This is a genomic window from Collinsella sp. OM08-14AT, from assembly GCF_003438115.1.
Lineage (GTDB): Bacteria > Actinomycetota > Coriobacteriia > Coriobacteriales > Coriobacteriaceae > Collinsella.
Genome location: NZ_QSTE01000006.1, coordinates 91,829 through 115,263, shown reverse-complemented (window position 1 = coordinate 115,263; position 23,435 = coordinate 91,829). Strand labels below are relative to the sequence as shown.

At 58.0% G+C, this 23,435-nt stretch carries 20 protein-coding genes; 11 read left to right on the top strand and 9 right to left on the bottom strand.

The window, feature by feature from the left end; genetic code table 11:
- The first annotated feature begins 129 nt into the window (after positions 1-129).
- Positions 130-942: a putative RNA methyltransferase gene (locus tag DXC18_RS05055; protein WP_117716529.1), complete on the top strand. Its 813-nt coding sequence runs from the start codon at positions 130-132 to the stop codon at positions 940-942.
- 125 nt (positions 943-1,067) lie between these two features.
- On the opposite strand, the gene DXC18_RS05050 is transcribed toward DXC18_RS05055, so the two are convergent.
- Positions 1,068-1,469, bottom strand: a complete 402-nt coding sequence (locus tag DXC18_RS05050; RefSeq protein WP_117716528.1) for a hypothetical protein — start codon at positions 1,467-1,469, stop codon at positions 1,068-1,070.
- Positions 1,470-1,909: 440 nt separating this feature from the next.
- On the opposite strand from DXC18_RS05050, the gene DXC18_RS05045 reads away from it, so the two are divergent.
- Entirely contained in the window at positions 1,910-2,614 is a 705-nt protein-coding gene (locus DXC18_RS05045) for a class I SAM-dependent methyltransferase (RefSeq protein ID WP_117716527.1), read from the top strand.
- A 48-nt stretch (positions 2,615-2,662) separates the two neighbouring features.
- Here DXC18_RS05045 and DXC18_RS05040 read toward each other — a convergent pair whose 3' ends face one another.
- Complete coding sequence (locus tag DXC18_RS05040; protein WP_117716526.1) at positions 2,663-2,959, bottom strand: hypothetical protein; 297 nt, start codon at positions 2,957-2,959, stop codon at positions 2,663-2,665.
- A gap of 77 nt (positions 2,960-3,036) precedes the next feature.
- On the opposite strand from DXC18_RS05040, the gene DXC18_RS05035 reads away from it, so the two are divergent.
- From DXC18_RS05035 to DXC18_RS05020, 4 genes are all read left to right on the top strand, one after another.
- Complete coding sequence (locus tag DXC18_RS05035) at positions 3,037-3,525, top strand: N-acetyltransferase (RefSeq protein WP_117716525.1); 489 nt, start codon at positions 3,037-3,039, stop codon at positions 3,523-3,525.
- A 254-nt stretch (positions 3,526-3,779) separates the two neighbouring features.
- Entirely contained in the window at positions 3,780-5,783 is a 2,004-nt protein-coding gene (locus tag DXC18_RS05030; protein ID WP_117716524.1) for a translation factor GTPase family protein, read from the top strand.
- A gap of 93 nt (positions 5,784-5,876) precedes the next feature.
- Positions 5,877-6,995, top strand: coding sequence for an AAA family ATPase (locus tag DXC18_RS05025; protein ID WP_117716523.1), 1,119 nt, complete (start codon positions 5,877-5,879; stop codon positions 6,993-6,995).
- Positions 6,996-7,047: 52 nt separating this feature from the next.
- Entirely contained in the window at positions 7,048-9,540 is a 2,493-nt protein-coding gene (locus DXC18_RS05020; RefSeq protein WP_117716522.1) for an excinuclease ABC subunit UvrA, read from the top strand.
- Between the two features lie 40 nt (positions 9,541-9,580).
- Here the strand turns inward: DXC18_RS05020 and DXC18_RS05015 are convergent, their stop codons facing one another.
- On the bottom strand, positions 9,581-10,681 hold the full coding sequence (locus DXC18_RS05015; RefSeq protein ID WP_117716521.1) for an ATP-binding protein: 1,101 nt from the start codon (positions 10,679-10,681) through the stop codon (positions 9,581-9,583).
- Between the two features lie 237 nt (positions 10,682-10,918).
- Here DXC18_RS05015 and DXC18_RS05010 point away from each other — a divergent pair, with 237 nt between their 5' ends.
- The 4 genes from DXC18_RS05010 (at position 10,919) to DXC18_RS04995 (ending at position 14,718) form a co-directional block, all read left to right on the top strand.
- Positions 10,919-11,521, top strand: coding sequence for a recombinase family protein (locus DXC18_RS05010; RefSeq protein WP_117716520.1), 603 nt, complete (start codon positions 10,919-10,921; stop codon positions 11,519-11,521).
- 195 nt (positions 11,522-11,716) lie between these two features.
- Positions 11,717-12,529 carry an FxLYD domain-containing protein gene (locus DXC18_RS05005; RefSeq protein WP_117716519.1) on the top strand — a complete coding sequence of 271 codons (813 nt, stop codon included), beginning with the start codon at positions 11,717-11,719 and terminating at the stop codon, positions 12,527-12,529.
- 72 nt (positions 12,530-12,601) lie between these two features.
- Positions 12,602-13,318, top strand: a complete 717-nt coding sequence (locus DXC18_RS05000; protein ID WP_117716518.1) for a DUF4230 domain-containing protein — start codon at positions 12,602-12,604, stop codon at positions 13,316-13,318.
- Positions 13,319-13,329: 11 nt separating this feature from the next.
- A complete protein-coding gene (locus tag DXC18_RS04995) occupies positions 13,330-14,718 on the top strand; it encodes an EcsC family protein (protein ID WP_117716517.1) in 1,389 nt (462 codons plus the stop codon).
- A 103-nt stretch (positions 14,719-14,821) separates the two neighbouring features.
- On the opposite strand, the gene DXC18_RS04990 is transcribed toward DXC18_RS04995, so the two are convergent.
- The 4 genes from DXC18_RS04990 to DXC18_RS04975 form a co-directional block, all read right to left on the bottom strand.
- A complete protein-coding gene (locus DXC18_RS04990; protein WP_117716516.1) occupies positions 14,822-15,421 on the bottom strand; it encodes a tRNA (cytidine(34)-2'-O)-methyltransferase in 600 nt (199 codons plus the stop codon).
- 95 nt (positions 15,422-15,516) lie between these two features.
- Entirely contained in the window at positions 15,517-16,647 is a 1,131-nt protein-coding gene (locus DXC18_RS04985) for a GTP-binding protein (protein ID WP_117635529.1), read from the bottom strand.
- An 86-nt stretch (positions 16,648-16,733) separates the two neighbouring features.
- Entirely contained in the window at positions 16,734-17,075 is a 342-nt protein-coding gene (locus DXC18_RS04980) for an arsenate reductase family protein (protein WP_117716515.1), read from the bottom strand.
- Positions 17,076-17,259: 184 nt separating this feature from the next.
- Positions 17,260-17,883: a flavodoxin family protein gene (locus DXC18_RS04975; RefSeq protein ID WP_117716514.1), complete on the bottom strand. Its 624-nt coding sequence runs from the start codon at positions 17,881-17,883 to the stop codon at positions 17,260-17,262.
- A 334-nt stretch (positions 17,884-18,217) separates the two neighbouring features.
- Here DXC18_RS04975 and DXC18_RS04970 point away from each other — a divergent pair, with 334 nt between their 5' ends.
- The gene (locus tag DXC18_RS04970) at positions 18,218-18,538 is read left to right on the top strand and encodes a DUF3784 domain-containing protein (protein WP_117635527.1); all 321 of its coding nucleotides are present in this window, start codon (positions 18,218-18,220) and stop codon (positions 18,536-18,538) included.
- Between the two features lie 284 nt (positions 18,539-18,822).
- Here the strand turns inward: DXC18_RS04970 and DXC18_RS04965 are convergent, their stop codons facing one another.
- The gene (locus tag DXC18_RS04965; RefSeq protein WP_117716513.1) at positions 18,823-20,355 is read right to left on the bottom strand and encodes a diguanylate cyclase domain-containing protein; all 1,533 of its coding nucleotides are present in this window, start codon (positions 20,353-20,355) and stop codon (positions 18,823-18,825) included.
- A gap of 126 nt (positions 20,356-20,481) precedes the next feature.
- Positions 20,482-23,199, bottom strand: a complete 2,718-nt coding sequence (locus DXC18_RS04960; RefSeq protein WP_117716512.1) for an EAL domain-containing protein — start codon at positions 23,197-23,199, stop codon at positions 20,482-20,484.
- Positions 23,200-23,435 lie beyond the last annotated feature (236 nt).

The window sequence follows — 23,435 nt, the reverse complement described above, 5'->3', positions numbered from 1 at the left end:
TCAATGTTTTTATGTCCTGCTCATATCGTCTCTGCCGGCAGCTGGGGACACTCCTTGTCTCTTCTATGACTAGGTGGGGAAGGCGTGCGACAATGGTGGGCGTTGTGTTGTTCGCGCTAAGGAGTTGCCATGTTGTTGTGTCCCGTTTGCCATAAGCCGTTGGTGGACGACGAGCGCGGTGCTGCATGCGCGGGCGGACACCGGTTTGACCGTGCGCGCGAGGGCTATCTATATCTGCTGCGCTCGTCCAAGAGCGGCGACTCCATGGGCGATCCCAAGTCGCAGGCGCGCAGCCGTCGTGACTTTCTGAACCGTGGATACTACGCGCCGTTGCGCGATGCGATGGTCGAGCTGGTGCGCGAGCGGGTGTCTGGTCGTGCCGCGTCAACGAACTGCCCCATGACGTTGCTCGATATTTGCTGTGGCGAGGGCTACTACACCAGTGCCATGGGCGCGGTTTCGGGCGTGGATGCTTACGGCTTTGACCTGGGTAAAGAGATGGTGCGCCTGGCTGCCAAGCGCGGCGATGCGACCTACTTCGTGGCCAACATGAAGGACATCCCCGTGGCGGACGGCGCCTTCGATATGGTGACCGAGCTCTTCGCTCCCTTTAACGAGCGCGAGTTTGCCCGCGTACTGGCGCCGGAGGGCTCGCTCTACACCGTGGTGCCGGGTGCCCGTCATCTGTTTGGGCTTAAGGAAGTGCTCTACGATACGCCGTACCTTAACGACGAGAAGCTGCCGAAGACTACCGAGCTCGAGTTGGTCGGAACGCAGCGGGTATCTGCGAATATTACGCTCCAGACCCAGGCCGACATCGAGGCGGTGTTCCAGATGACGCCGTACTACTACCGCACGCGCCCTGCCGACAAAGAGCGCCTGGCAAACTTGGACACGCTCCAGACCGATATCGACTTTATCATCGCCGAGTACCGCCACTAACCTACCAAAAAGGGACAGGTTTATTTTGGTAGGTTTTATCTGGGCAAACGTAAAGGGCCGACCGCGTTGCTGCGCGATCGGCCCTTTTTAGTTGCTTGGCTTCAGAGGTTATGAGAAACGAGCGCTTACAGGCGGTCCTTGTTCTCGGCCTTAACGGCGTGTGCCTGCTGAACAAAGAACAGGTCGTACACCACGATGACAAAGGAGACGATATTGACGGAGCTGCCGCCGAGCGCGGGAAGCGTGAGCACGGCCTGCGCAATCGTGGCGATTGCGGCAACGATGCCGAGCTTAAACGCGCCATCCACCTGCGAAGGCTTGTTGGCACCCTTGATGCCTGCAACACCTGCGGCAAGATCGACAACGCCCTTGGCGACCAGCACGACCGCGGCGAGCATGGCGTTTGACCCGTACGTGGAATCGAGGTTGCCACTGGCGATACCGACGCCGGCGATGACGAGGCTGGCGATGCCCAAAACAAAGTAGACGAGGGCAAGGATTTTGAGAGTCTTGCGAGCGGAGCTCATGGCTGGTCCTTTCGATACGAGTACGCCAACCTGGCGCACCTCATGTGCTGCACATATGGTGAAGCACATTGTAGTTCAACGCGGCGATGCATGCGCCTGAAAGCGCCTTGAGCCCGCGCAGCCCAACCCAACCTTTCAAAAAGGAAAGCTGGACGTAAGCCAAATCGATGGCAGCTCATGTGCGGCACTGAGATGATGAGGCCGTAACAAGGAGCTGGTCTCAAGGAGGAGCCATGATGTACGGAGCAGGGCAAGTGCGTGAGCCGCGGTCGTTGGGAAGGCGCATGGGTGATTCTGTGATCGCTGCCGTGTGCACGGGATTGATGGCGGTGCTTTGCATTGGGATGCTGTGGGCCATGTCGCATGTGGGACAATAGCGGACGGTTGGGTGCCGATATAAACGGCGCTCACGTATTCGTTTTGCTTGCTAAGGAGTGTCCATGGGTGTCGCCGATCCCTTTTCTGTTGCTCGGGCGGCAGGGCTCGAGCTCGTGCGGACGTCCGAGGGCCTTACGCTCACCGACGGCACGATGGAGTTGCGTGCCGATTTTGGCCGCATGCTTCCACGGCTTAAACAGGGCCGTCTGCAACAAGAGTTGCTGGTAAAGGCTGCGCGCACAAAAGGCATCGAGCAACCATGGGCGATAGATGCCACGGCAGGCTTTGGCGAGGACTCGCTGTTGTTGGCGGCCGCGGGCTTTACCGTCGATCTGTATGAACAGGATTGCGTGATCGCGGCGCTTCTCAAGGATGCCCTGGATCGCGCGGCAGATGATCCGGCGCTTGCGACTGCCGCGGCGCACATGCGCTTACATGCGGGCGAGGATAGCATTGCCGGCCTTCGCCATGCAGCTGAGCTGATCGGGCGGGGCGAGCTTACCGCTCCCGACGTGGTATATCTGGACCCCATGTTTCCCGAGCGCAACAAGAGCGCGGCGGTTAAAAAGAAGTTCCAGCTCTTGCATCATTTGGAGCAGCCGTGCGCCGATGAGGAGGCGCTGGTCGAGGCTGCGCTTGCACCGCACCCGCGCAAGGTCGTTATCAAGCGGCCGGTGAAGGGCCCATTGCTTGCCGGCGTTAAGCCGAGCTATCAGCTTGCGGGCAAAGCCGTTCGCTACGATGTTTTGGTGCCGCCGCGCCCGTAGTTTGCGTGCGATTGCCGGTGCTTTGCCAGCGCCGTGCCGACGCGGAGCCTATTTCCAAGGGTGTGACGTCAGGTGCCAGCCACCGCAGTATTCGCATTTGTAGCAGGCCAAACCACGCCGCCCGCGGTTTTCGCAGTCGGCCATAACTGCCTCGGCCTCGGCGCGTGTGTCGTAACGGTTTTTGCGCTCGCACGATTTGTAGCGCCAGACTTCATCGCGCTCGGCGTCCAGGGCGTCGCGGCGCTCGTCCTCGCGCGCAAACAGGTCGCTCATATCGCCGCCGGTAGCAGCGCCCAAAAACTCGCTTTTGGCCTTTGACCAGGCGGCTCGCTTTTTGCTTCCCATCTGCTTCGCGCCCTTCTCAAAACGTTGGTATCATTGCCCAATCAATGTGATACCAATAAACGTGAGGTTGCCGCGTGATGATCAGAAAAACCCTCGATACCGACATTCCCGCCGTCATGGCTATCTATGACGCCGCCCGCGCGTTTATGCGCGCGCATGGTAACGCCACGCAGTGGCCCGAGGGCACGCCTTCGGCCGAGCAGCTGGCTGCCGATATTGCCGCTGGTGGCAGTTACGTGTGCGAAGTCGACGGCCGTGTGGTGGCGACGTTTGCCTTTTTACCGGGTCCGGACGAGTGCTATGACGTAATTGAGGACGGTCAATGGCGCAGCGACACTCCATATGCCGTGCTGCATCGCGTGGCATCCGACGGCACCGTGCACGGTATCGCGGCCGCGATGTTTGCCTTTGCCAAGGCGCGCGCCGACCACCTGCGTATCGACACGCACGCGGACAACCTGCCTATGCAGGGCGCGAGCATGAAAGCGGGGTTCGAGCGCGCCGGCGTCGTGTATGTTTCGGACGGCACGCCGCGTGTTGCGTTCGACTGGCTGCGCGAGGCGTAAGAGCAGGGGCGCGTGTCAACAATTCGCGCGAACGAAAATGGTCCCACCCGGGGCCATTTTCGTTCGCTGCGCTGATTTGCAAGCCGGCTTTCGCAAGGCGCGAACCTACGAAAATCGCCGCGCGGCAACGCAGGGCGATGAGCTCGGTCGGGGGATAGGGCTCGCTTCGCCCGCCGGCCCGTAAATTGTATCATCCAGTGTGGAACGAGGATGCCCGTTGCCGCGTGCGATGGGCTTGCAATAAGAGGAGAGCCATGACGAAGCAAGCTGTCGTTGGAATCTTGGCGCATGTCGATGCCGGCAAGACCACGCTGGCCGAGTCCATGCTGTTCAATGCGGGCCGCATTCGCAAGCGCGGCCGCGTGGATGACGGCGACTCGCACCTGGATACCAACGCGATTGAGCGCGAGCGCGGTATCACGATCTTCTCGTCGCAGGCCGTGCTCGACCATGGCGATACCCACGTCATGCTCGTGGATGCTCCCGGCCATGTCGATTTTTCTGCCGAGGCGGAGCGCACGCTGCGTGCCCTGGACTACGCGATTCTGGTGGTAGGCGCCAACGATGGCGTGCAGGGGCATACCGAGACCCTGTGGCGCCTGCTCGCGCGCTATGACATCCCGACGTTCATCTATATCAACAAAATCGATTTGGAGAATCCCGGCCGCGATGTTTTGCTGACACAGCTTGGGCAGCGTCTTTCCGAAGGCTGCCTGGATGCCAGCGAACTGCTGGCGGGCGGCGTCGTTCAGGAGGACGCTGCCGCGTTAGACGAAGAAGCGCTCGAGGAGTTTCTTGAGGCGGGTGAGCTTTCCGTCGCGACGCTGTCACGCATGGTCGCCGAGCGCAAGCTTTTTCCCTGCTTTGCCGGCTCGGCGCTCAAGGACCAAGGCGTGGACGAGCTGCTGGATGGCATATGTGCGCTGATGCGCGAACAGGCATGGCGCCCGGAGTTTGCCGCGCGCGTCTACCGCGTGAGCCGCGGAGATCGCGGCGAGCGCTTGGCATGGGTTAAAGTGACCGGCGGCACGCTGCATGCCAAGCAGATGATTGACGGACGTTCCGGTGCCGAGGCGTGGGAACAGAAGGCCGATCAGGTGCGCATCTATAACGGCGAAAAGTATGAGCTTGCCCAAGAAGTTGCTGCTGGCGGTATTTGTGCCGTGACGGGTCTTGCACACGTTCGCCCGGGGGATGCCCTGGGCGCGGAGCCCGCGGGCGATGCACCCGTCATTGCGCCGGTTCTCACCTATACCGTGCTACCGGGCGAACACGACGTCCATGTGGTATTCAAAGCGTTGACTGAGCTGGCAGACGAAGACCCCATGCTCGGCGTAAGCTGGAACACGTATCTTGAACAGATACATCTGCAGCTCATGGGAGCGGTGCAGCTCGAGGTCGTGCAGCGGGTGTTGGCAGATCGTTTTGGCCTTTCGATTGAGTTTGAGCCTGGCGGCATTCTCTATAAGGAGACTATTTCGAAGCCAGTCGAGGGCGTGGGCCACTTTGAGCCGCTGCGCCACTATGCCGAGGTGCATTTGCGCCTGGATCCGTTGCCAGCGGGTTCGGGCGTGCAGTTTGGCACCGTGACCTCGACCGACGAGCTCGATCTGAACTGGCAGCGTCTGACGCTCACCAACGCCATGGAGCGCGATCACCTGGGCGTGTTGACCGGCTCGCCCATTACCGATGTGCGCATTACGCTCACGGGCGGCCGTGCGCATGCCAAACACACCGAGGGTGGTGACTTTCGGCAGGCAACGTACCGCGCGATTCGCCAGGGCTTGATGCTTGCGCGCGAGGCCGGCGCGGCGGTGCTGCTGGAGCCGTGGTACCACTTTGAGCTCGAGGTGCCGGGGGAGTGCATGGGCAGGGCGCTTTCGGATGTCACGCGCATGGGCGCCGAGTACGAGCCGCCGGCGATGGCGGGCGACCGGGCGAAGCTTGTGGGTCGCGTGCCGGCATCCGAGGTACAGGATTATGCGCTGGAGGTGGCTGCCTACACGAGCGGCCACGGGCATCTGTACCTGGAGTTCGCCGGTTATGCGGCCTGCCATGATGCCGAGCGCGTCATCGAGGCGGCCGCCTATGAGCCCGAGACCGATTTGCCCAACACGCCCGACTCGGTCTTTTGCGCCCACGGCGCCGGCTACACGGTCAAATGGTACGACGTACCCGCCGCGGCGCACGTAAAGATCGATCCCGCCACCTTCCGCCCCTATCGCCCCGCCGACGCCGAGTTTTTCGGCCACATGTGACAAATGGACAGTCCCTTTGTCACATTCAGTTGGTGTAACTCGGTATAAGTTGGTATAACTATTATCAGCGTTTGCCAATCCGAGGAGGCCGACATGAATCCAAATCCCTTTAAGCCAACGGCTGGTAAGCGACCTCCGGTACTCATCGGTCGCGAGTCGGTCATCGAAGATTTCGAGGAAGGGCTCGATAACGGCGCCGGGGCGCCGGGCATGCTCATGCTTATTACGGGAAACCGCGGCTGTGGCAAGACGGTTCTCCTACGGGAGCTGCAACGTCTGGCCAGCGAGCGCGGATGGGCGGTTGTCTCCGATTCCGCTTCGCTTGGTTTATGCGACCGCTTGGCCGACGCGCTCCGCTCGAATAAACCCGTTGTGACGTCAATGGAGTTTGGGCCGTCATTTGGCCGAATGTCGGTCGAGGCAGCGCGGGCAAAAGGCGAGACGTTGCGGGGGCTGGTCAACGAGAGGCTCAAGAAGCTCGGTCCAAGCAAGGGCATCCTGTTTGCGATTGACGAGGCTCAATCTGCGTCTATCGAGGAGCTGGCGGCTCTTGCCGTTCTCTATCAGCAGGTGCTCGGAGACCAGGATGCCACGGGCTTGTCCGATAGCGACCAGCGTGGTCTTGCGCTGGTGTTCGCCGGCTTACCCAGTATGGTTGACGATCTGCTCGAAGAGCCGAGCGTGACGTTTTTGCGGCGTGCCCAGCAGCGTACGCTGGGGGCGATATCTTTGCCCAAGGTGCGCGATTCGTATATCCAGACGGTCAAAGACGCTGGTCTTTACGCTGACGCGGAGACGGCGGACCTTGCGGCGCGCAAAAGCATGGGACATCCCTATATGGTTCAGCTGGTGGGCTATTACATGTGGCGGTCTGCTGTCCGGCGTGGCTCGCAGGTCATCGAAAGGCGCGATGTCGAGGATGGCCATGCGGATGCCGTCTCCGAGTTCTACGAAGCGGTTGACGCGCCCCTGTATTACGGGCTGCGCAGTCCACAGCGCCTTTTTATCGAGGCCATGGCGGTTGACGAGGGTAAACCGACTCGCATGGCGGATATCATTGAGCGCTGCGATCGCACTCAGAGCTGGGCGAGTAAATATCGCGCAAGCTTGATTCGCGAGCGCGTCATCGAGGCTGCCGGATACGGCCTCGTCCGGTTTACCGTGCCCATGCTGGGCGAGTACATTCGAGATTGTGTTTTATGGCACGAGTAATGTGACAAAGGGACTGTCCCTTTGTCACATTCGATCAACAGGAAGGGGAGCGATGACGGTGTCGCAACAACCAGGCGCTATCGAGGTGCGCGGTGCACGTGTCCATAACCTCAAGGACATCGACATCGACATTCCGTTGGGAAGGCTCGTGGGCATTGCCGGTGTGTCGGGTTCGGGCAAGAGTTCGCTGGCACTGGGAGTTCTTTATGCCGAGGGCTCGCGCCGTTACCTGGAGGCGCTCAGCACCTATACCCGCCGTCGTCTGACGCAGGCCGAACATGCCCAGGTGGATGAGGTCTTGCACGTGCCGGCGGCGCTCGCGCTACACCAGCGTCCGAGCGTGCCGGGCGTGCGCTCGACCTTTGGCACCATGACCGAGCTCAACAACAGCCTGCGCCTGCTCTTTAGCCGCTGCGCCCATCACGTGTGCCCGCACTGCGGGGCGCGCGTGGAGCCGAGCCTTAACGTGGCTGCGGGTCTGTCGCTCACGTGTCCGACATGTGGCCGCGAGTTCTACGCTCCGGGTGCCGAGGACCTTGCCTTTAACAGTGGCGGCGCGTGCCCTACCTGCGGCGGTACCGGCGTTATGCGCGAAGTGGACGAGGCGAGCCTGGTGCCCGACGAGTCAAAGACCATCGACGAGGGCGCGGTGCTTCCCTGGGGCACACTCATGTGGGATCTGATGAAGCAGGTGGCCGGCGAGATGGGTGTGCGCACCGACGTGCCGTTTAACCAGCTCACGCCCCAAGAGCGCGATATCGTGTTCTATGGCCCGGCGGTCAAGAAGCACATTCTCTACGTTCCTAAAAACGGCGAGGGTGCCACGCCGCTCGACTTTACCTATTACAACGCCGTCTATACTGTCGAGAATGCGCTCGCCAAGGTCAAGGACGATAAGGGGCTTAAGCGCGTGGCTCGCTTTTTGCGCGAGGGCCCATGCCGCGATTGCGGCGGCACGCGTCTCTGCGAGGCTGCGCGCCAGCCCCAGGTGCGCGGTATCAATCTGGCGCAGGCCGCGGCCATGACGCTGGGTGAGGCGATTGAGTGGGTGCGCGGGGTGCCCGCATCCTTGCCGGCCGAGATGCAGCCCATGGCGACGGATATCTGCGATTCATTTTTGGGCGCGGCCCGTCGCCTGGTCGATTTGGGTCTCGATTATCTTTCGCTCGACCGCGCCGGTGCCACGCTCTCCACGGGTGAGCGCCAGCGCGTACAGCTCGCACGCGTGGTGCGCAACCGATCGACGGGCGTGCTTTATGTGCTGGACGAGCCCTCAATTGGCCTGCATCCTGCCAATGTCGACGGCCTGGTGGGTGTGATGCGCGACCTAGTGGGCGACGGCAACACCGTGGTTGTTGTCGACCACGATACGCGCGTGTTGGCGGAGGCTGATTATCTGGTTGAGATGGGCCCCGTTGCCGGAGCAGGCGGCGGCAATGTGATCGCCGCTGGTACGGTGGACGAGGTCGAACAATCGCAGGGCAGCCGCATCGCACCGTTTTTGCGCGCAGACCCCAAGCGTTTGCGCCCGCGGGTGGCTGACGACGAAATGTTCGATCAAGGCCATATCCGCATGGCGACCGATGCCATCCATACCGTCAAACCGCTCGAAGTCGATATACCACGCGGTCGCCTTGTCACGGTGACGGGCGTTTCGGGTTCGGGCAAGACGACGTTGGTACTCGAGACGCTCATCCCGGCGCTCAAGGCGCAAGCGGCTGGCGAGCGCCTGCCGAGGCACGTGCGTTGGGTCGATGCCGAGGGCATCGCGCGCGCCAACCTGATTGACGCCACGCCCATTGGCGCCAACGTGCGCTCGACGGTGGCGACCTATGCCGACATCCATGACGAGCTGCGTCGCGCCTTCGCCCGCACGCCCGAGGCCAAGGCAGCCGGCTACAAGGCAGGCGCGTTTAGCTACAACACTGGCGCCTTGCGCTGCCCTACGTGCGATGGCACAGGATCGATATCACTCGACGTGCAGTTTTTGCCCGACGTCGAGATCGTCTGCCCGGCATGTCGCGGCTCACGTTATGCAGACGCGGCCTCGCATATCCATCGCGAGGGCAAGGACGGGAGCCTACTTACATTGCCGCAACTTATGGATATGAGTGTGGACGAGGCCATTGACGCCACGTTGGGACTCAAGAAAGTCCAGGCGCGCTTGCAGACCTTGCGCGACCTGGGCCTGGGCTACCTGACGCTTGGCGAGCCCACGCCGGCGCTTTCGGGCGGCGAGGCACAGCGGCTTAAGCTTGCGAGCGAGATGGGCCGCGTGCAGGACGATGCCGTATTCGTGTTCGACGAGCCCACGATCGGCCTACATCCGCTCGATGTTCAGGTGCTGCTGAGTGTGTTTGATGGCCTCGTTGCCAAGGGCGCCACGGTTATCGTGATCGAACACGACCTCGACCTTATCCGTAATGCCGATTACGTGATCGACATGGGCCCGGGCGGCGGCGATGCGGGCGGGCGAATCGTCTACGCCGGTACGCCGGGCGACATCGCAGCTTGCTCCAAGAGCATTACCGGCCGCTATCTATAGGCGATGTGACAAAGGGACTGCCCCTTTGTCACATTGACTTCTATTTCACGCATTGAGCGGCGAGATAGTCGCGGAAGAATGGCAATTCAAAAGCGACGATTCCGCGCCCGCGTTCTCCAATGATGCCGGCATCTATCATGCGGCGTCGGTAGCGGGAGACCTGCTGCGGAGAACGCTTAAGGCGGTCGACAAGGTCAGCGGTGGTGGACTCTTCCTCGTCATCGAGCATGGCGATGAGGAATCGCTTGTCCTCTGCAGTGAGTTCCCGATAGGTTGCCGCGAGGATTCGGTCATCCATCTCGTCGCGTGCGATTTTGATTCCTAGGTCAAAGTCACGTGACGAGATTTCCTTCGAATCGCTTGTAAGATCCCAGGCACGGTAGCCTACGAGTTGCAATAGGAAGGGAAAACCAGAGATCGAGCGAACGGCTCTATCGATTCCCTCAGCATCTGCTAGGCGATCGTTTTCCTGGATTGTGCGAATTAGGGCCTCGCGCACGTCATAGTCGGCAATGCGACCCAGATGATATTGTTGGGCGCGGCGAAGGAACGAGACCGTCTTGTGGTTCAGTAGCGTCGATACGTTGTTGGGAAGTCCCGCCATGAGCAGGGCGACGCGTTTCCCATCGGTCACAAAGTGCTGATACGTCGCTGCGAGCTGAATCATCTCGTCGAGTGTCGGGTCCACCTCGTCAACCGTGACGAGCAGACCGGTGCCCGCCTCGTTGAGCTGGTCGATGATGTCGCTCATGCGATAACGCCAGGTTGAGACATCGTGAACGCGATTGACCTCGATGCTGCCGAGCGGTGCAATTCCGAGACCGGTGACTTCGAAGTTGTTAGACGGGTCGATAAGATGGCCTGCAGCACGTTTGGCCCCGAACTCGATTTCCTCAAGCATTCCCGAGAGCGCGGTCGTCTTTACGGCAATCCAGCCATGGGATTCCGCCCTTGTCGCGAGCGACGACATGAGAGCAGTTTTACCGGTTCCACGCGCGCCTGAGAAGATCGAGGTCAATTCCGGGCGTCTGCGCTGGCTCAAGAAGGCACGGTCCAAATCCCGAATAATCTGTTGTCTGCCAGCGAGATGGGCAGGAACCTCGCCAAAGCTAGGGGTAAACGGGTTTTCGAGGTATTCCACAATGCCCTCCTTTAGCGTCTCAGGTTAATTTCATTTTATTCTAGTTAATCTCAATTAAAAACGATTAATTTCATTTCAAAGTATAAGGTTGGCGCCGTGCGTTGTCGAAGCGGTGCTTGAATAGCTTACGTTGGAGCCCGAAAATGGGTTCAACCCATTCGCGAAATTTGCACGCCCTATTGTGAGTGGGCTCTCAGATGAGCTGAAGCTGCCATCGTGCGGCTGATAGGGACAATCATGAAAAACAGAATCTATGGGTATGCTCGAGTTTCGTCAGCAGACCAGAACCTGGATCGCCAACTGGATGCGCTGGAGCGGTTTCCGGTCCAAACGAATTTGATCTATGCTGACAAAGCGAGTGGAAAGGACTTCAGGCGTCCTCAGTACCAGCGTCTTCTTCGTCGTCTGCGCGAAGGGGACGTTCTGGTGATTAAGAGTATCGACCGATTGGGTCGCGACTACCGTGAAGTTCTCGATGAATGGCGTCGCCTAACGACGGACAAACGCGTTGCCATCGTGGTGCTCGATATGCCATTGCTTGATACACGCGAACAACCCAATGGAATTACGGGGACTTTTATTGCCGACCTAGTGCTTCAGGTTTTGAGCTACGTGGCTCAGGTGGAGCGCGAAAACATAAAGCAGCGCCAGGCGGAGGGTATCGCGTCGGCGCGTCTGCGGGGTGTGAGGTTTGGGAGACCGACGCTCGAACGTCCGGATAGCTACCGCGATGTCATCAAATCATTCGAAGGAGGTGAGGTTACGAGGCAAGAGGCCGCAATGCTCCTGAACGTCAGCGCATCGACGTTCGATCGTTGGAGACGGGCGGATACGAACTGATATGACCGTTCGCCGTCTGTCCGTCCTCTTTAACTAGACATTTTGACGAGGGGAGTTTATTGCACGGAGTCCACTCCTTCCCTCGATGTTTATCCAGTTCACGCCCTGGAACCAAATAGTGCCACCGCGTTGCCAATTCGTCTGCTTTTTGACGAGGGGGCTAGATATCGTGTTTTGTATTTAAAGGAGGACAAGATGAAAAGGCATTATGGGATGGCTGCGGCGATCTCGCTATTTGCGACGGTGCTCTGTGGGGCACTTCTGCTGAGCGGCTGTTCACAGGTTGAGAAGAAAAACGATGGGCCTGATTATGCCGATGAACGTGCAATGGCCGTGATTGCTCAAGGCTATCAAAAGCGGTCGGATTACCTTGAATCACTGGGAGAGGATGCTGATCTGGGCTCTAATAAAGTTCGAAAAGAGGCAATTAAAACCGAGATCGATAACGACAAAGAACTCAAAAAGGCGTCATTTAAAGACACTAAGATGCAAGAAGACGTCATTGCCTATCTCAATCTGCTTGATAATCAGCTTGATGTTGTCAAGAAGTATGCGGAATCGGATCCCAAGTATTACGACGAATGGGAAAAGGCCTATGACGCACGATCTGCACAGCTTAAGAAACTGGTTGATCGGTATGACTTGACGGTCGATGATGAGTATCGAGATGCGTTTGACGAGCTGATCAAGAACGGTAGGACCGTGGAGGAGAAGACGCATAATGATGAGGTTATCAACGGCCTGCTCTCATCGGCGACCTTTGAGAAAAGTGACGACGGCTACGGCCTCTATACGTACACCGCAATAGTCGAAAACACCTCTGACATATCGTTCGAAAACGTTTTTCTAAATGTTGCTCTTTACGATGCCGATGGTGTAAGGGCGGAAGAATGCTACGCAGATACATCCGCCTTGGCGCCTGGCGAGAAAGTGAAGTTTGAGGTAATGAGTGAGGTAGACGCTTCGAGGGTCGCGCCGACAGTATCGAATTACAGCATCAAGGAATAATTCGCGGGAATTGGAAAGAATGCGCGACCATTTTCTCCGAACGGTCGCGTTTTGCATTAAGCCGTTGACGGAATGATTCGTGCCGTCATGTACACGATGGAAGATGATGGAGAAGTCGGGCCCATAAAAGAAAGGCGAAGCAGGATGACAAGAACAAACTTGTTTACAACAATAACGCAAAAGCTAATCTTTGGCGGTTTGCTGGCTGTTACGGCCGTGGCGACTGCCGGGTGTATCTGGTTGTATTTGACACGTAATCCTACAACGATCACCGATGATTCGATTCGCGAGGAGATCGCGCCGGTCGTAAAGCTTGTGACGTACGAATATAACTTTACGCAGCTGCTCTCAATCGATGAAGCGGGGAATCCGCTTGGGTGGGAAAACCCCTTTACGTCTAAGCGATATGTCGCAACGATTGACGGCAAGGCTGATATCGGGATCGATGCCGATAAAATGAAGATTGAAATCAAGCGGGTTGATATGAACGACGAGAACTCAGAGGTCAAGAGCGTAAGGGTTACATTGCCTCACTCGGAAATCACCTCTTTCTCAACAGACCCCAATACATTGAAGAAATATGTTGAGGACAATGGTTTTCTGAACTGGAATCAAGTAAGTACGGACGATCTGAACGGTTTGTTGAAACAGGCGAAGAAAGAGCAGACCAAGAAGGTCGAAGAGAGCGATATGCTCAAAGAATCTGATGATAGAGCCAGCGGATTGATCGAAAAACAGGTCAAAGCCCTATGCGGCGACGATGTCGATATTAACGTTACGTTTAAGTAAGGGTGAATGGTGTGTCCGATAAACGACAACAGTTTGGTGAGGCGGAGCCCGAAAAGCAGCAGAAGCCCGGTGTCGGTTCTTCTTCGCTGGAGAACATAATGTTTGGAGCATTAAATGGCGCGCAAAACGCCATTATGGGTGTGGTCAAGGAGACCCAAAAGAAATCGAGTGAATTGGCGGACGCCGCTAGCCCGTTGGCGGATAATGCGCTTAAAGGTATTACTGACTTTGCAAATGGGATTGCTTCTGCAACTGCAGCCGCGGCGAATGAACGCTACAGCGCAAAGCGACAAGAGCAACTCGGCCTGCCATCGACGCTCGTTGACGATAACGGTGATTGGGTGTTGCCCGATCCGTTGCTGACCAATCAAGAGCTTGCCGAGCTTGAGGTATTGACCGAGCAATACGAAAAGATGGTAGCGCCTTCAAAGCTCAAGCAGCTGACCGATATGGCTGGGCTAAAGATACCGGAGAATCTTCGCACTGCCGTTGGAGATGCGGTCGATGAGCTTACAAGCGAGATTCAGCAACAAGAGCTATATGCACAGGTTATGAAGCAGGTCGTCGATGGTTTCAAAGCTATCGAGGAGCAAGCTGCCAAGTACAGCGTTACTGAGGCGCAGATTGTTGAGGCCGCAAATACTACGCTTGAAGGCGTTACTATCCGTTCGATTGACGAGTTATTCATGCTTCGTAGTTTTGACGTCGCGAGGATTGCGGCAGGTGAGAACGGTAGACACTTGCTGCTTGCGGCGACCGAGGGTGCGGTGACGGGTGCTCCTGGGTTTGCCGGTTTGCCCTTCAATATCGTATTCAGCATGTTTCTCTATTATCGCGCGGTGCAGTCGGTTGCCATGATGTACGGATTTAACGTTAAAGAGGATCCGGCTGAAATGGTCATTGCGGGCGATGTGTTTTCAAACGCGATGGCTCCGTCGGCAGGCTCTGCTGATGGCATGGCTGTCACAATCGGTAAAGTAATGCTTGTAGCCGAGATGGAGGGTGTGAAGCAGACGGTCAAGAAAGGCTGGACGGCAATGGCGGCACGGGGCGGCGCGGCTATGCTTGTCACGCAGATTCGCGCCCTTGCTAATGCCGCTGCACGTAAGGCACTCGAGAATGCCGGCAAGAAGTCGCTCGAGAATAGTGTTTTCAAAAACGTACTCGAACAAATTGGCAGGAATATCACTCAAAAATCCCTCGGCAAGGCCATTCCCGTGTTTGGCGGCGTTGTCGGCGCCTTGTTTGATGTCTCGCAGATGAATCGTGTTTTGCAATATGCCAACATCTTCTACCATAAGCGGTTCATCATTGAAAAACAGGAGCGTATTGCAATACTTGTCGGTATGGAGACGGCCTCTGTGAACGGTGAGGTTGAGGCTTGCGATGCAGAAGGATAACCGACCGTGTTCTTCGATGACGGAGAACTTTGGCGGCGTTTGGTGCAAATCGGTATAGGTAGGGGTGCGGACCTAATTGCGTGACAAAGGGACTGTCCCTTTGTCACATTCCTGGGAAGTTTGACTGGCGCAGGGCCTCGTAGAGGACGATGGCGGCGCTGTTGGAGAGGTTGAGTGCGCTGATGCGGTAGTCGTCCGGATTGACGAAGTTGCCGCAGATATCCTGTCGAAGGATGGCTTCGTGTCTGTCCTCGGTATGCCCGAGCGACTCCTCGTGGGCCTCCCAGGCGTCGGCGTTTTCGAGCGAGTCGCAATCGCGCAACATGGGGATGCGCTCGCAGCGCTCGGGCGCCGCGGCAAGCAGTGGCTCGGGAATCCCCGAGCTCTCGCTGCCAAAGACCAAAAAGTCACCGTCGCGGTAGGTGCTTTGCGCATAGGTTCGGCGCGCCTTTTTGGTTAGCAGGTGCAGGCGCTCGTCGGCGGGGGAGAGGCCGTTGCGCGCAAGGAAATCCTTCCAGCCGGCATATGTCGTCACGTCCAAGTTTTGCCAGTAGCCCAGGCCGGCGCGACGCACCGTCTTGTCGTCGAGTGAAAAGCCCAGTGGCTCCACCAGATGCAGGCGGGCACCGGTAACCACGCAGGTGCGGCCGATATTGCCCGTATTGGCCGGAATCTCGGGCGCATACAGCACAATGTTGAACATGAATCTCCTTGGCTCAGAACGAAAAACCACCACGAAGGGCACCTTCGTGGTGGTTTGGCGGTTACGTAGGCGGAAAAATGCCCGCTTGGATAAACCTAGGCGCGGTGCCAGTCGGTCAGGCAGGCATCGAGGGAGGCGATGAGCGCGTCTTTGTCCATGTGACGGCCGATGATGCACAGGCTCGTCATGCGGTCGCCCGTCTCGTCGTCCCAAATCTGCATGATTTCGGGGTTCTCGTCGATAATCTTCTGCTTCTCGCCCTCGGGCGCAGAATCGACAAACAGGCCGTTTTCCATCAGACGCATCTGGTGGCCGGCCTGCTCAAACATGTAGCACATGTCCGGATCGCCGGTCTGCCACAGCGGACCCTTGACGCGAATGACTTCGTCGGGCCACTCCTGCTCAACAAAATCGGTGAACTTCTGCAGGTCAAACGGCTTGCGGCGCGAGTACACAAAGGTCTCGATGTCGTACTCGAGCACCTCGGGGTCGTCGTGCTCCTCGGGATGCTCCATGGCCTCGATCCAGGCGGCGGAGTTGTAGGCGCGCATAAAGTCGAAGCGGTCGGTGTCGAGCAGCTCCTCCATGGGGACCTCGCCGTTTTGAGCCTCGACAATCACGGCGTCCTTCTGCAGGCTGCGCACGATGGCTTTGAGCTCTGCGATCTGCTCGGGGGTGACGGTGTCAGTCTTATTAAGAATCAGCGTGGAGCAAAACTCGATCTGCTGGATGAGCAGGCTCTCGATGTCATCCTCGTCAATGTCCTCGGCCAGCAGGTCGCGACCGCCGTTGAACTCGTCGTACATGCGGGCGCAGTCGACCACGGCCACGATGTTGTCGAGCGCGAGCTTGGGCTCGCCGCCCACCTTGGCCTCGTCGCAGAAGCTCGAGATGGTGTAGGCGATGGGGATAGGCTCGCAAATACCCGAGGCCTCGATGATGATGTAGTCGAACTTGCCCGAATCGGCGATGCCCTGCAGCTGGTTGGCCAGGTCGTCCGAAAGCGTGCAGCAGATGCAGCCGTTGGTGAGCGGGATGAGGTCGTCGGTCTCGGAAAGGCCGCCGTCGGCGATAAGGCTAGCGTCGACGTTGATCTCGCCGATATCGTTGACGATCACGGCGGCGCGGATGCCGCCGTCGTTGGCGAGGATGTGGTTGAGCAGCGTGGTCTTGCCGGCACCGAGGTAGCCGGTAAGCATGATGATCTTCACGGGTTTGTTGGGCATGTGCCCTCCTTTGTTAGACATGGCTTACAGTTGAATCTTATGCCAAACGCCTGCTCTTATACCCACGCGCCGACAAATAACACAGGCTACTCCCAGGCTCCCCATACATCAGGGCAATAACCGACGGTGGCCTTTTTGCCGTTGCGCACGATGGGCTCGGCCAGAACCTGCTGGTTCTCGAGTAGCTTGTCGAAGCGCTGGCTGGTGGTGAGGTGCTGGATGAGTGCGAGCGTCTCCTCGTCCTTAGCCTTGGGGTTGAGCAGCTTGTCGATGCCGCCGACCGCCTGCATCACGCTCGTGAGCTCGCCCTTGCTCATCTCCTTTTCCTTAAGGTCGATAAACTGCACCTTAATGCGGCGCTCCTTAAAGTAGCGCTGGGCCTTCTTGGTATCGAAGGACTTTTTGGTGCCGAAGATTTGCACGTTCATGTATTTGTTCCGCCGTTCTAACGAACGGCGGTCACATCGACGCTGCAAAGCCATCTGATGGGCAATCTGCCTTTCAATCGTCGGGCGCGGGCAAAAGCCCAGCGCCCCCTCTTTCAAGGCACCTTTCCTCATCAGCTGGCTTTTCGCTGACATTGATAGAGCATCGAGGTGACCACCGCTGGACTTATCGAATAAAGTTGGTGCGCGCGCGATCGGCCTCGGGGGCTTCGATGCCGGCGGCCTTTCCCGCCTCGATGCAACGCAGCAGCCAGGCCATGTTTTTACCGATGTTTCGCATGGTGGCAAGGCCCTCGGCGTCCTGGGCGGCCTCGCCCGGCATGGCACCGAAGACGTTGTTCCAGTAGGTGGATGCTACCACGGGCATCTGGTTGATGGTGAAGTACTTGTTGAGCACGTCGAAGGTGGTCGACGTGCCGCCGCGACGGGCAACGGCGACAGCGGCGCCCGGCTTGTGCGTAAAGGCCTTGCTGCCTGCATAGAATGCGCGGTCGAGTGCCGAGAGGATGCGTCCGCTGGGATGTGCGTAGTAGACGGGCGAGCCAAAGACAAAGCCGTCTGCCTGCTCGGCAGCGGCAATCAGCTCGTTGACCACATCGTCGTCAAAGGTGCAACGGCAATCGAGCTTGCCGCACTGGCCGCAACCAATGCAATCGCGAATGGGCTTGGCGCCCAGCTGAAACATCTCGGCCTCGATGCCTTCGGCGTTAAGCTGCTCGGCGACCTCGGCGAGTGCGCGGGCCGTGTTGCCGTTTGCCTTGGGGCTGCCATTGACCAAAAGAACCTTCATCACAAACTCCCTCTGCTGTCGGTGACTTCTGCAGAGGATTATCGCACGAGCGGGCAGATGGCGTGGGGCACGATGCCGGCCCCGAGGGCCCACGGCAGGCACGCTTACCAGGTACGAGCGGGATACGGTCCAGAGGATGTTGGAGTGCGGGGCCTCGTGCGAGCAGATTGTAAGGGGTCTGGGCGGGTCGCCCTCGATGGCGAGCTTTGAGGCCTTGGAAGGCGGGCTGCTGCGGCGGCTATGGTTTATACTAAGGCGGTTGCTATCGAGTAATTCATACTTGGTTTGATTCGATTGTGAATGCGTAACTAGGATGGAAAGCAAAGGAAACTCTATGGAAACAGAGGATGCTGTTTGCTTGATGACTTCGATTGCCTTGATTGTCCTTTCAATCCAATACCGAAGAGGAAGATGGCTCTGCTCAATTGCTGGATATGATGTCACAAAAAGGGAGAGCGAGATTGATATACGCCCTTACGCAAAGCTGATTTCTTCTGTGACGTTATGGATGGGGCTGCTGTTTTTCTTGTGGGCGGTAGAGGGCTGGGTACGCGATTGGAATACCAGCGTTTTTGAAGTTTTGGTTCTACTTCTGTTCAGCTTGGCCTCTTTGTCGTTCGTGCGGCTCGTTAGGTTTGTGTTTATGAGGCGATAGCCAGCGGAAGTGGCTGGACGACAAAATGGACCAATGCAGCCAATTGTCAATAGAATTTGATAGGCTTGGCTTAACAGATTTACTCGAGGGCATATCCGTGGCGGGGGATAGGTTCTATCTTGTTGAGCACTTATTTGCATCAGGCAAAGTAAACCAAGAGTATCGAAACGGTGCCCCCGGGCCCCGGGAGGGACTGAGGGGACGTTCGGCTAACTGCGGGTACGACCTATTTGCCCAATGTGTTCGGTTGAGATCGGAAATTAACCATCATGCGCCCCATAACGCTAGTCCAGCTTGGTGCCCGGTACCTGCGGCGCCTCTTTAATCAGCGCATTAAGTTCGTTCAAAATGGAAACGGGCTGTCGGTCGACGGCGTCCAGATGAAGCGTCGCCACACGAAGGGGCGGCTGATATTCAAATGAGCCAAGGAGCACGGGCGATCCCAAGAACCGTTCGATTTCGTCTGCAACCGCGTCGGTCTCTTCGGGATCAAAGTCGTCGAAGAGCGCCACGAACATCGGTCCGGTCGAGCGGAACAGACGACCCTTGCCGCGCGAGCAATCCATGAGGCAGGCGGCGCTTTCTGCCAAAACGCGGTCGCCTGCATCAAAGCCAAAGCGGGCATTGACCTGTGCGATTTCGTCGATTTTAATGGCGATCAAGCCCGCGTTTCGTGCCACGCGACGCATCTCGCCAATGGCGTTGACCAGGGCGTGGATATCGCCCAGACCGGTCACGGAATCGGTCGTATCTGCCAAGCTTCGGTTGGTGACAATGCCCACATACATGTTGGGCTCGGTATCGGTGCCGTCCAGGCGGTAACCCGTGCAGTCGCAAAGCGCGTATTTTCCGGCGGTATTCATGACGCGATACTGCATGCAGTGGAAGTGCCACGTGCCGTTTACCACCATATCGAGCTCGGCACGTACGTTGTCGCGGTCCTCGGGGTGAACATGGGCAAGCCATATATCGAGCGAGTTGTAGGGATGCTGGGAGGGTAGGTCAAAATCGCGCACGGCATTAACCGACCATTGCGATTCGCCGGTGTCGAGGTTAATGATGAACGGATAGCGTGTCTCGGAGCTCATGGAGATCGCTTGAAACACTCGGTCGTTGCAGGGGGGGGGTTGTTCGGTGATCGGGCGTTGCAGCGCATCGCCTTCTTCCGGTTGTTGCACACGGTACATGAGCTTGTAGCGATACATTTTGCGGTCGGCGTCCTTTGTCATCTGGCGACGCGTATCGCCTGCAAGCGGGTCGACGCGCGAGCAGCCAAAGCTAAAGCTGGCGATCATGGGCGCCTTGCCGTCCGATGTTGCCTCGATAAGATTGGCACGCGTCCACTCTAGGCGCTGCTCGAGCTCGGCTTCGTTTGTCGTGGGGGATATAAGTACAAATTCGTCTCCACCGATACGGAACAGCAACTCATCGTGCTCCATTGTCTCGGTGAGTGCGCGGCAGATGCTCAGAATGTAGCGATTGCCCTCGGCGTGGCCAAACTTATCGTTGCAATGCTTGAGGCGATCGATGTCAATATAGGCACAGGTGAAGGGGGTGCCTTTGCGCCAGAGCTGATCGACATGGCGGTCGAGTCCGCCACGGTTGCCAAGATTGGTGAGCGAGTCGATATAGGCGCCGTGCTCAAGCAACTCACGTTCTTGTTGCAGGATGGCGAGCGTTTTCTGCAGTTGCTCACCGATGGCACGCAGCTCCGGGGGCAGCGCGGCAACATCGAGCTCGGTGGTTGAGGCCCCGTTCGCAAGTCGCTGAAGATGAGCGATGATTGATTGCTCGCCCAGGCGATACGACTCGTTCATGATGGATTGCCTCCTTGGATGGAACAATGGTTTGTATCTTACTCCCAATTCGGTTTAGATTGGAGTATTAGTTAGCTCATGGGAACAAACGCTCCCCTCGACGGTGGCGTTTTGCGTGCGAGCGTATTAGTTGTCGTTGCCACCATCGAGCAATGCCTCAAAATCCTCCGCCTGCATGGGGCGGTAGTAGAGGAATCCCTGAGCGTAGCGGGCGCCCATGTGGCGCAGCATGTTTGCCTGCTTGTCCGTCTCGACGCCTTCGATCACAACGGGCAGATGGAGTGACTGCGCCATCTCGAGCATTGATGAGATGATTTGCACGCTGCGGCCCTCATCGCCGTTATCGGGCACAAACGTGCGATCGAGCTTGATGACGTCGACGTTGACGTTCTTGAGCATCGCGAGCGTGGACTGGCCGGTGCCAAAATCGTCCATATAGGTCGAGAAGCCGCGGGTGTGCAGGTCGGCCGTTAGTTTATCCACGGCCTCGGACTCTCCCGTATAAGCTGTCTCGGTGATCTCGATGCGCATGAGCTCGGGCGGCAGGTTGTATTGGGCGGCGAGCGCTCCCATATGCTCGGCAACGTTGCAGGCGAGGATATCCACGCGCGACACATTAAGCGAGATCGGAACCACGCGAAGCCCCCGATTGATGCGCTCGCGCAGCCACAAGGCAACGCCCTGCCAAACGTATTTGTCGAGCGTCACCACAAAACCGCTTTCTTCGAGAGCGGGGATAAAGGTGGCGGGCGAAATGAGGGAGCCATCCTTGTCGATCCAGCGCGTGAGCGCTTCGGCGCTAATGATCTCGCCGGTTTCCATGTCGACCTGGGGCTGCAGGTAGTAGGTAATACGGCCGTTGGAGAGCGCGTACTGGAATTCGGTCAGCGTGCGGTGGAACGCGATTTCGCGCTCGTACTCCTCGGGGCGGAAAATGGCAATGCGCTCCTTAAAGTCGTTTTTTGCGCGCCGATTGGTAAACATGGCCTTGGCCTGCGCATCGATGGTGATTTTCTCGTTGGAGTCGATGGGGTAGACGCCCATGGACGGCCAGAATCCCACGCCGTCATCATACTTGGCCACGGCCTGGCGAACGCGGCTATAGATCTGATGGACGGTGTCGTGTTCAAAGGGGATGAGTATGCAAAAGTCGTCTTGGCCCCAGTACCCTGCGACGCCCATGTTGGCATTCTCGATGTCCTTGAGGACCGTGCCCACATCGGCGAGCATGCGGTCGCCCTCGGCCTGTCCGTGCCATTCGTTGAACAGTCGCATGTGTCCCATATCGACGGTGGCGATACACCAGGCGCCGTTGCGCCTTGTCTCGAGAAATTCGTTGGCGCGGCGCATAAACACGCTGGGTCGATAGAGACCCGTGAGCGGATCGATGCGTTCGGCGATGGCGCTTTTGCGCTCCACCTCGGGTATGGGGAGGCTGTCGTTGGGAACAAGCCCGCCGGCCGTGCGAATGCGACGGTCGAGTTCGCCTAAAACGGCGGCCGTTTGATTGGTCAGGTGCTCGTAAAAGGCCGGAACGACAAGACAGACGGGGGTAATGGTGTCGTCCGCGATTCGAACGGGAGCGAAAACGGCCTCTTTGAGATGTTGGATCAGTTGCTCGAATGCTTCGTGATCCAAATTGTTGCTAAGCACGACGAACTGGGCGTTGCGTGAGCGGAAGACGCGACTCCTGCCGCGAGTAATCGACAGCATGCGGCCTGCGTATTCGGCGAGCATGTTGTCGACGGCCTCGGCCCCGTAGAGCTCGTTGAGCTTTGCCGTGCCGCGAACGCGCACTGCTATAAGCCCCGTCTTGCAACGGTCGCGACGGCAGGCATCGATAGCGTTGATCAGCGTGCGCTGCGTTCCGAGGCCCGTGGCGGCGTCGACGGTCTCGGCAAGCGAGTGGTTGACGAGCTCGCCGACATAGAGCGAGGGGACATTTCCGTCGCCGTCGATACGAAACCCGCGAGCACGGCCGAGGATGTAGTCGCCGGCGGCGTTGCGCACGCGGTACTGCATGACGTGGCGATGTTTGGAGCCGTCATAGATTTGGTCGATGTCGTTGGTATAGGCCTCAAGGTCATCGGGATGGACACGCGTTTTCCAGTAATCGTGGCAGTTGTCTATATGCTCCGAAGGAAGACCAAGATCGCGCAAGGCGCCTTGTGACCAAAGGGTTCGATGTTTGTCCAAGTTCTCGATAAAGAAATATCGGCCTTCGTTGAGCATCGAAAGGGCGTCGAAAATGCGATCGCTTATTTCGAAGTCGTCGGTGTGGGCTTGTGCGATATTGCGTCGATCAAGGTGCACGGCATGACGTAGCTTGTAGTCGTACATGCGATGATCGGCATCGTTCGTCAAGCGATTGGGGGCTTCGCCCAGGGCGGGGTCGGCGTGTGCCACTCCGTAGCTAAACGAGTGAGGCATCTTGGAAGCGTTGTTTTCGAGCAGTACCGTTCGGCAGTGTTCCAGACGTTCGGCAAGGTCGTCCTCGGTCGCAATCGTAGATAGGATGGCGAACTCGTCGCCCCCCAGACGAAATGCCGCCTCGTCCACCTTCATATACAGTTTGAGATAGAGGCTCACCTGCAAGATATAGCGGTTGCCCTCGTCATGTCCAAAGATGTCGTTGCAGTGCTTAATGTTATCGATGTCGATAAACGCCATGGTCACGGGCAGTTCCTGCTCCCAGAGTTCCTCTAAGGAACGGGTAAAGCCGCCGCGGTTGCCAAGTCCGGTGAGCTCGTCGGTAAAGGCGGTCCTGATCAGATCGTCCTGACGCTCCAGAAGGTCACGGATGGTCTTTTCGAGCGTTTCGGTATTATTGCTGGCGTTATCCATACTGTAAGCGGCTTTCTGAGGTCGGGGCGGATTGCGTCGGGCGAGCTCGTTGTGCACATGCGTTGCTGCTCAACGCCTTGCGTGTTTCCAAGCCCCCGCCTTGCTGCGTCGTTGGGTTTATTTGTCGGTTCGTGCTCTCGGCTGATAACTACTGAGTAGTATAAACAAGTGTATGGAATTATGTAGGGGTGCCCATGTTGCGGGCGGCCATTATTCGCCAAACGGTAACGCGACGA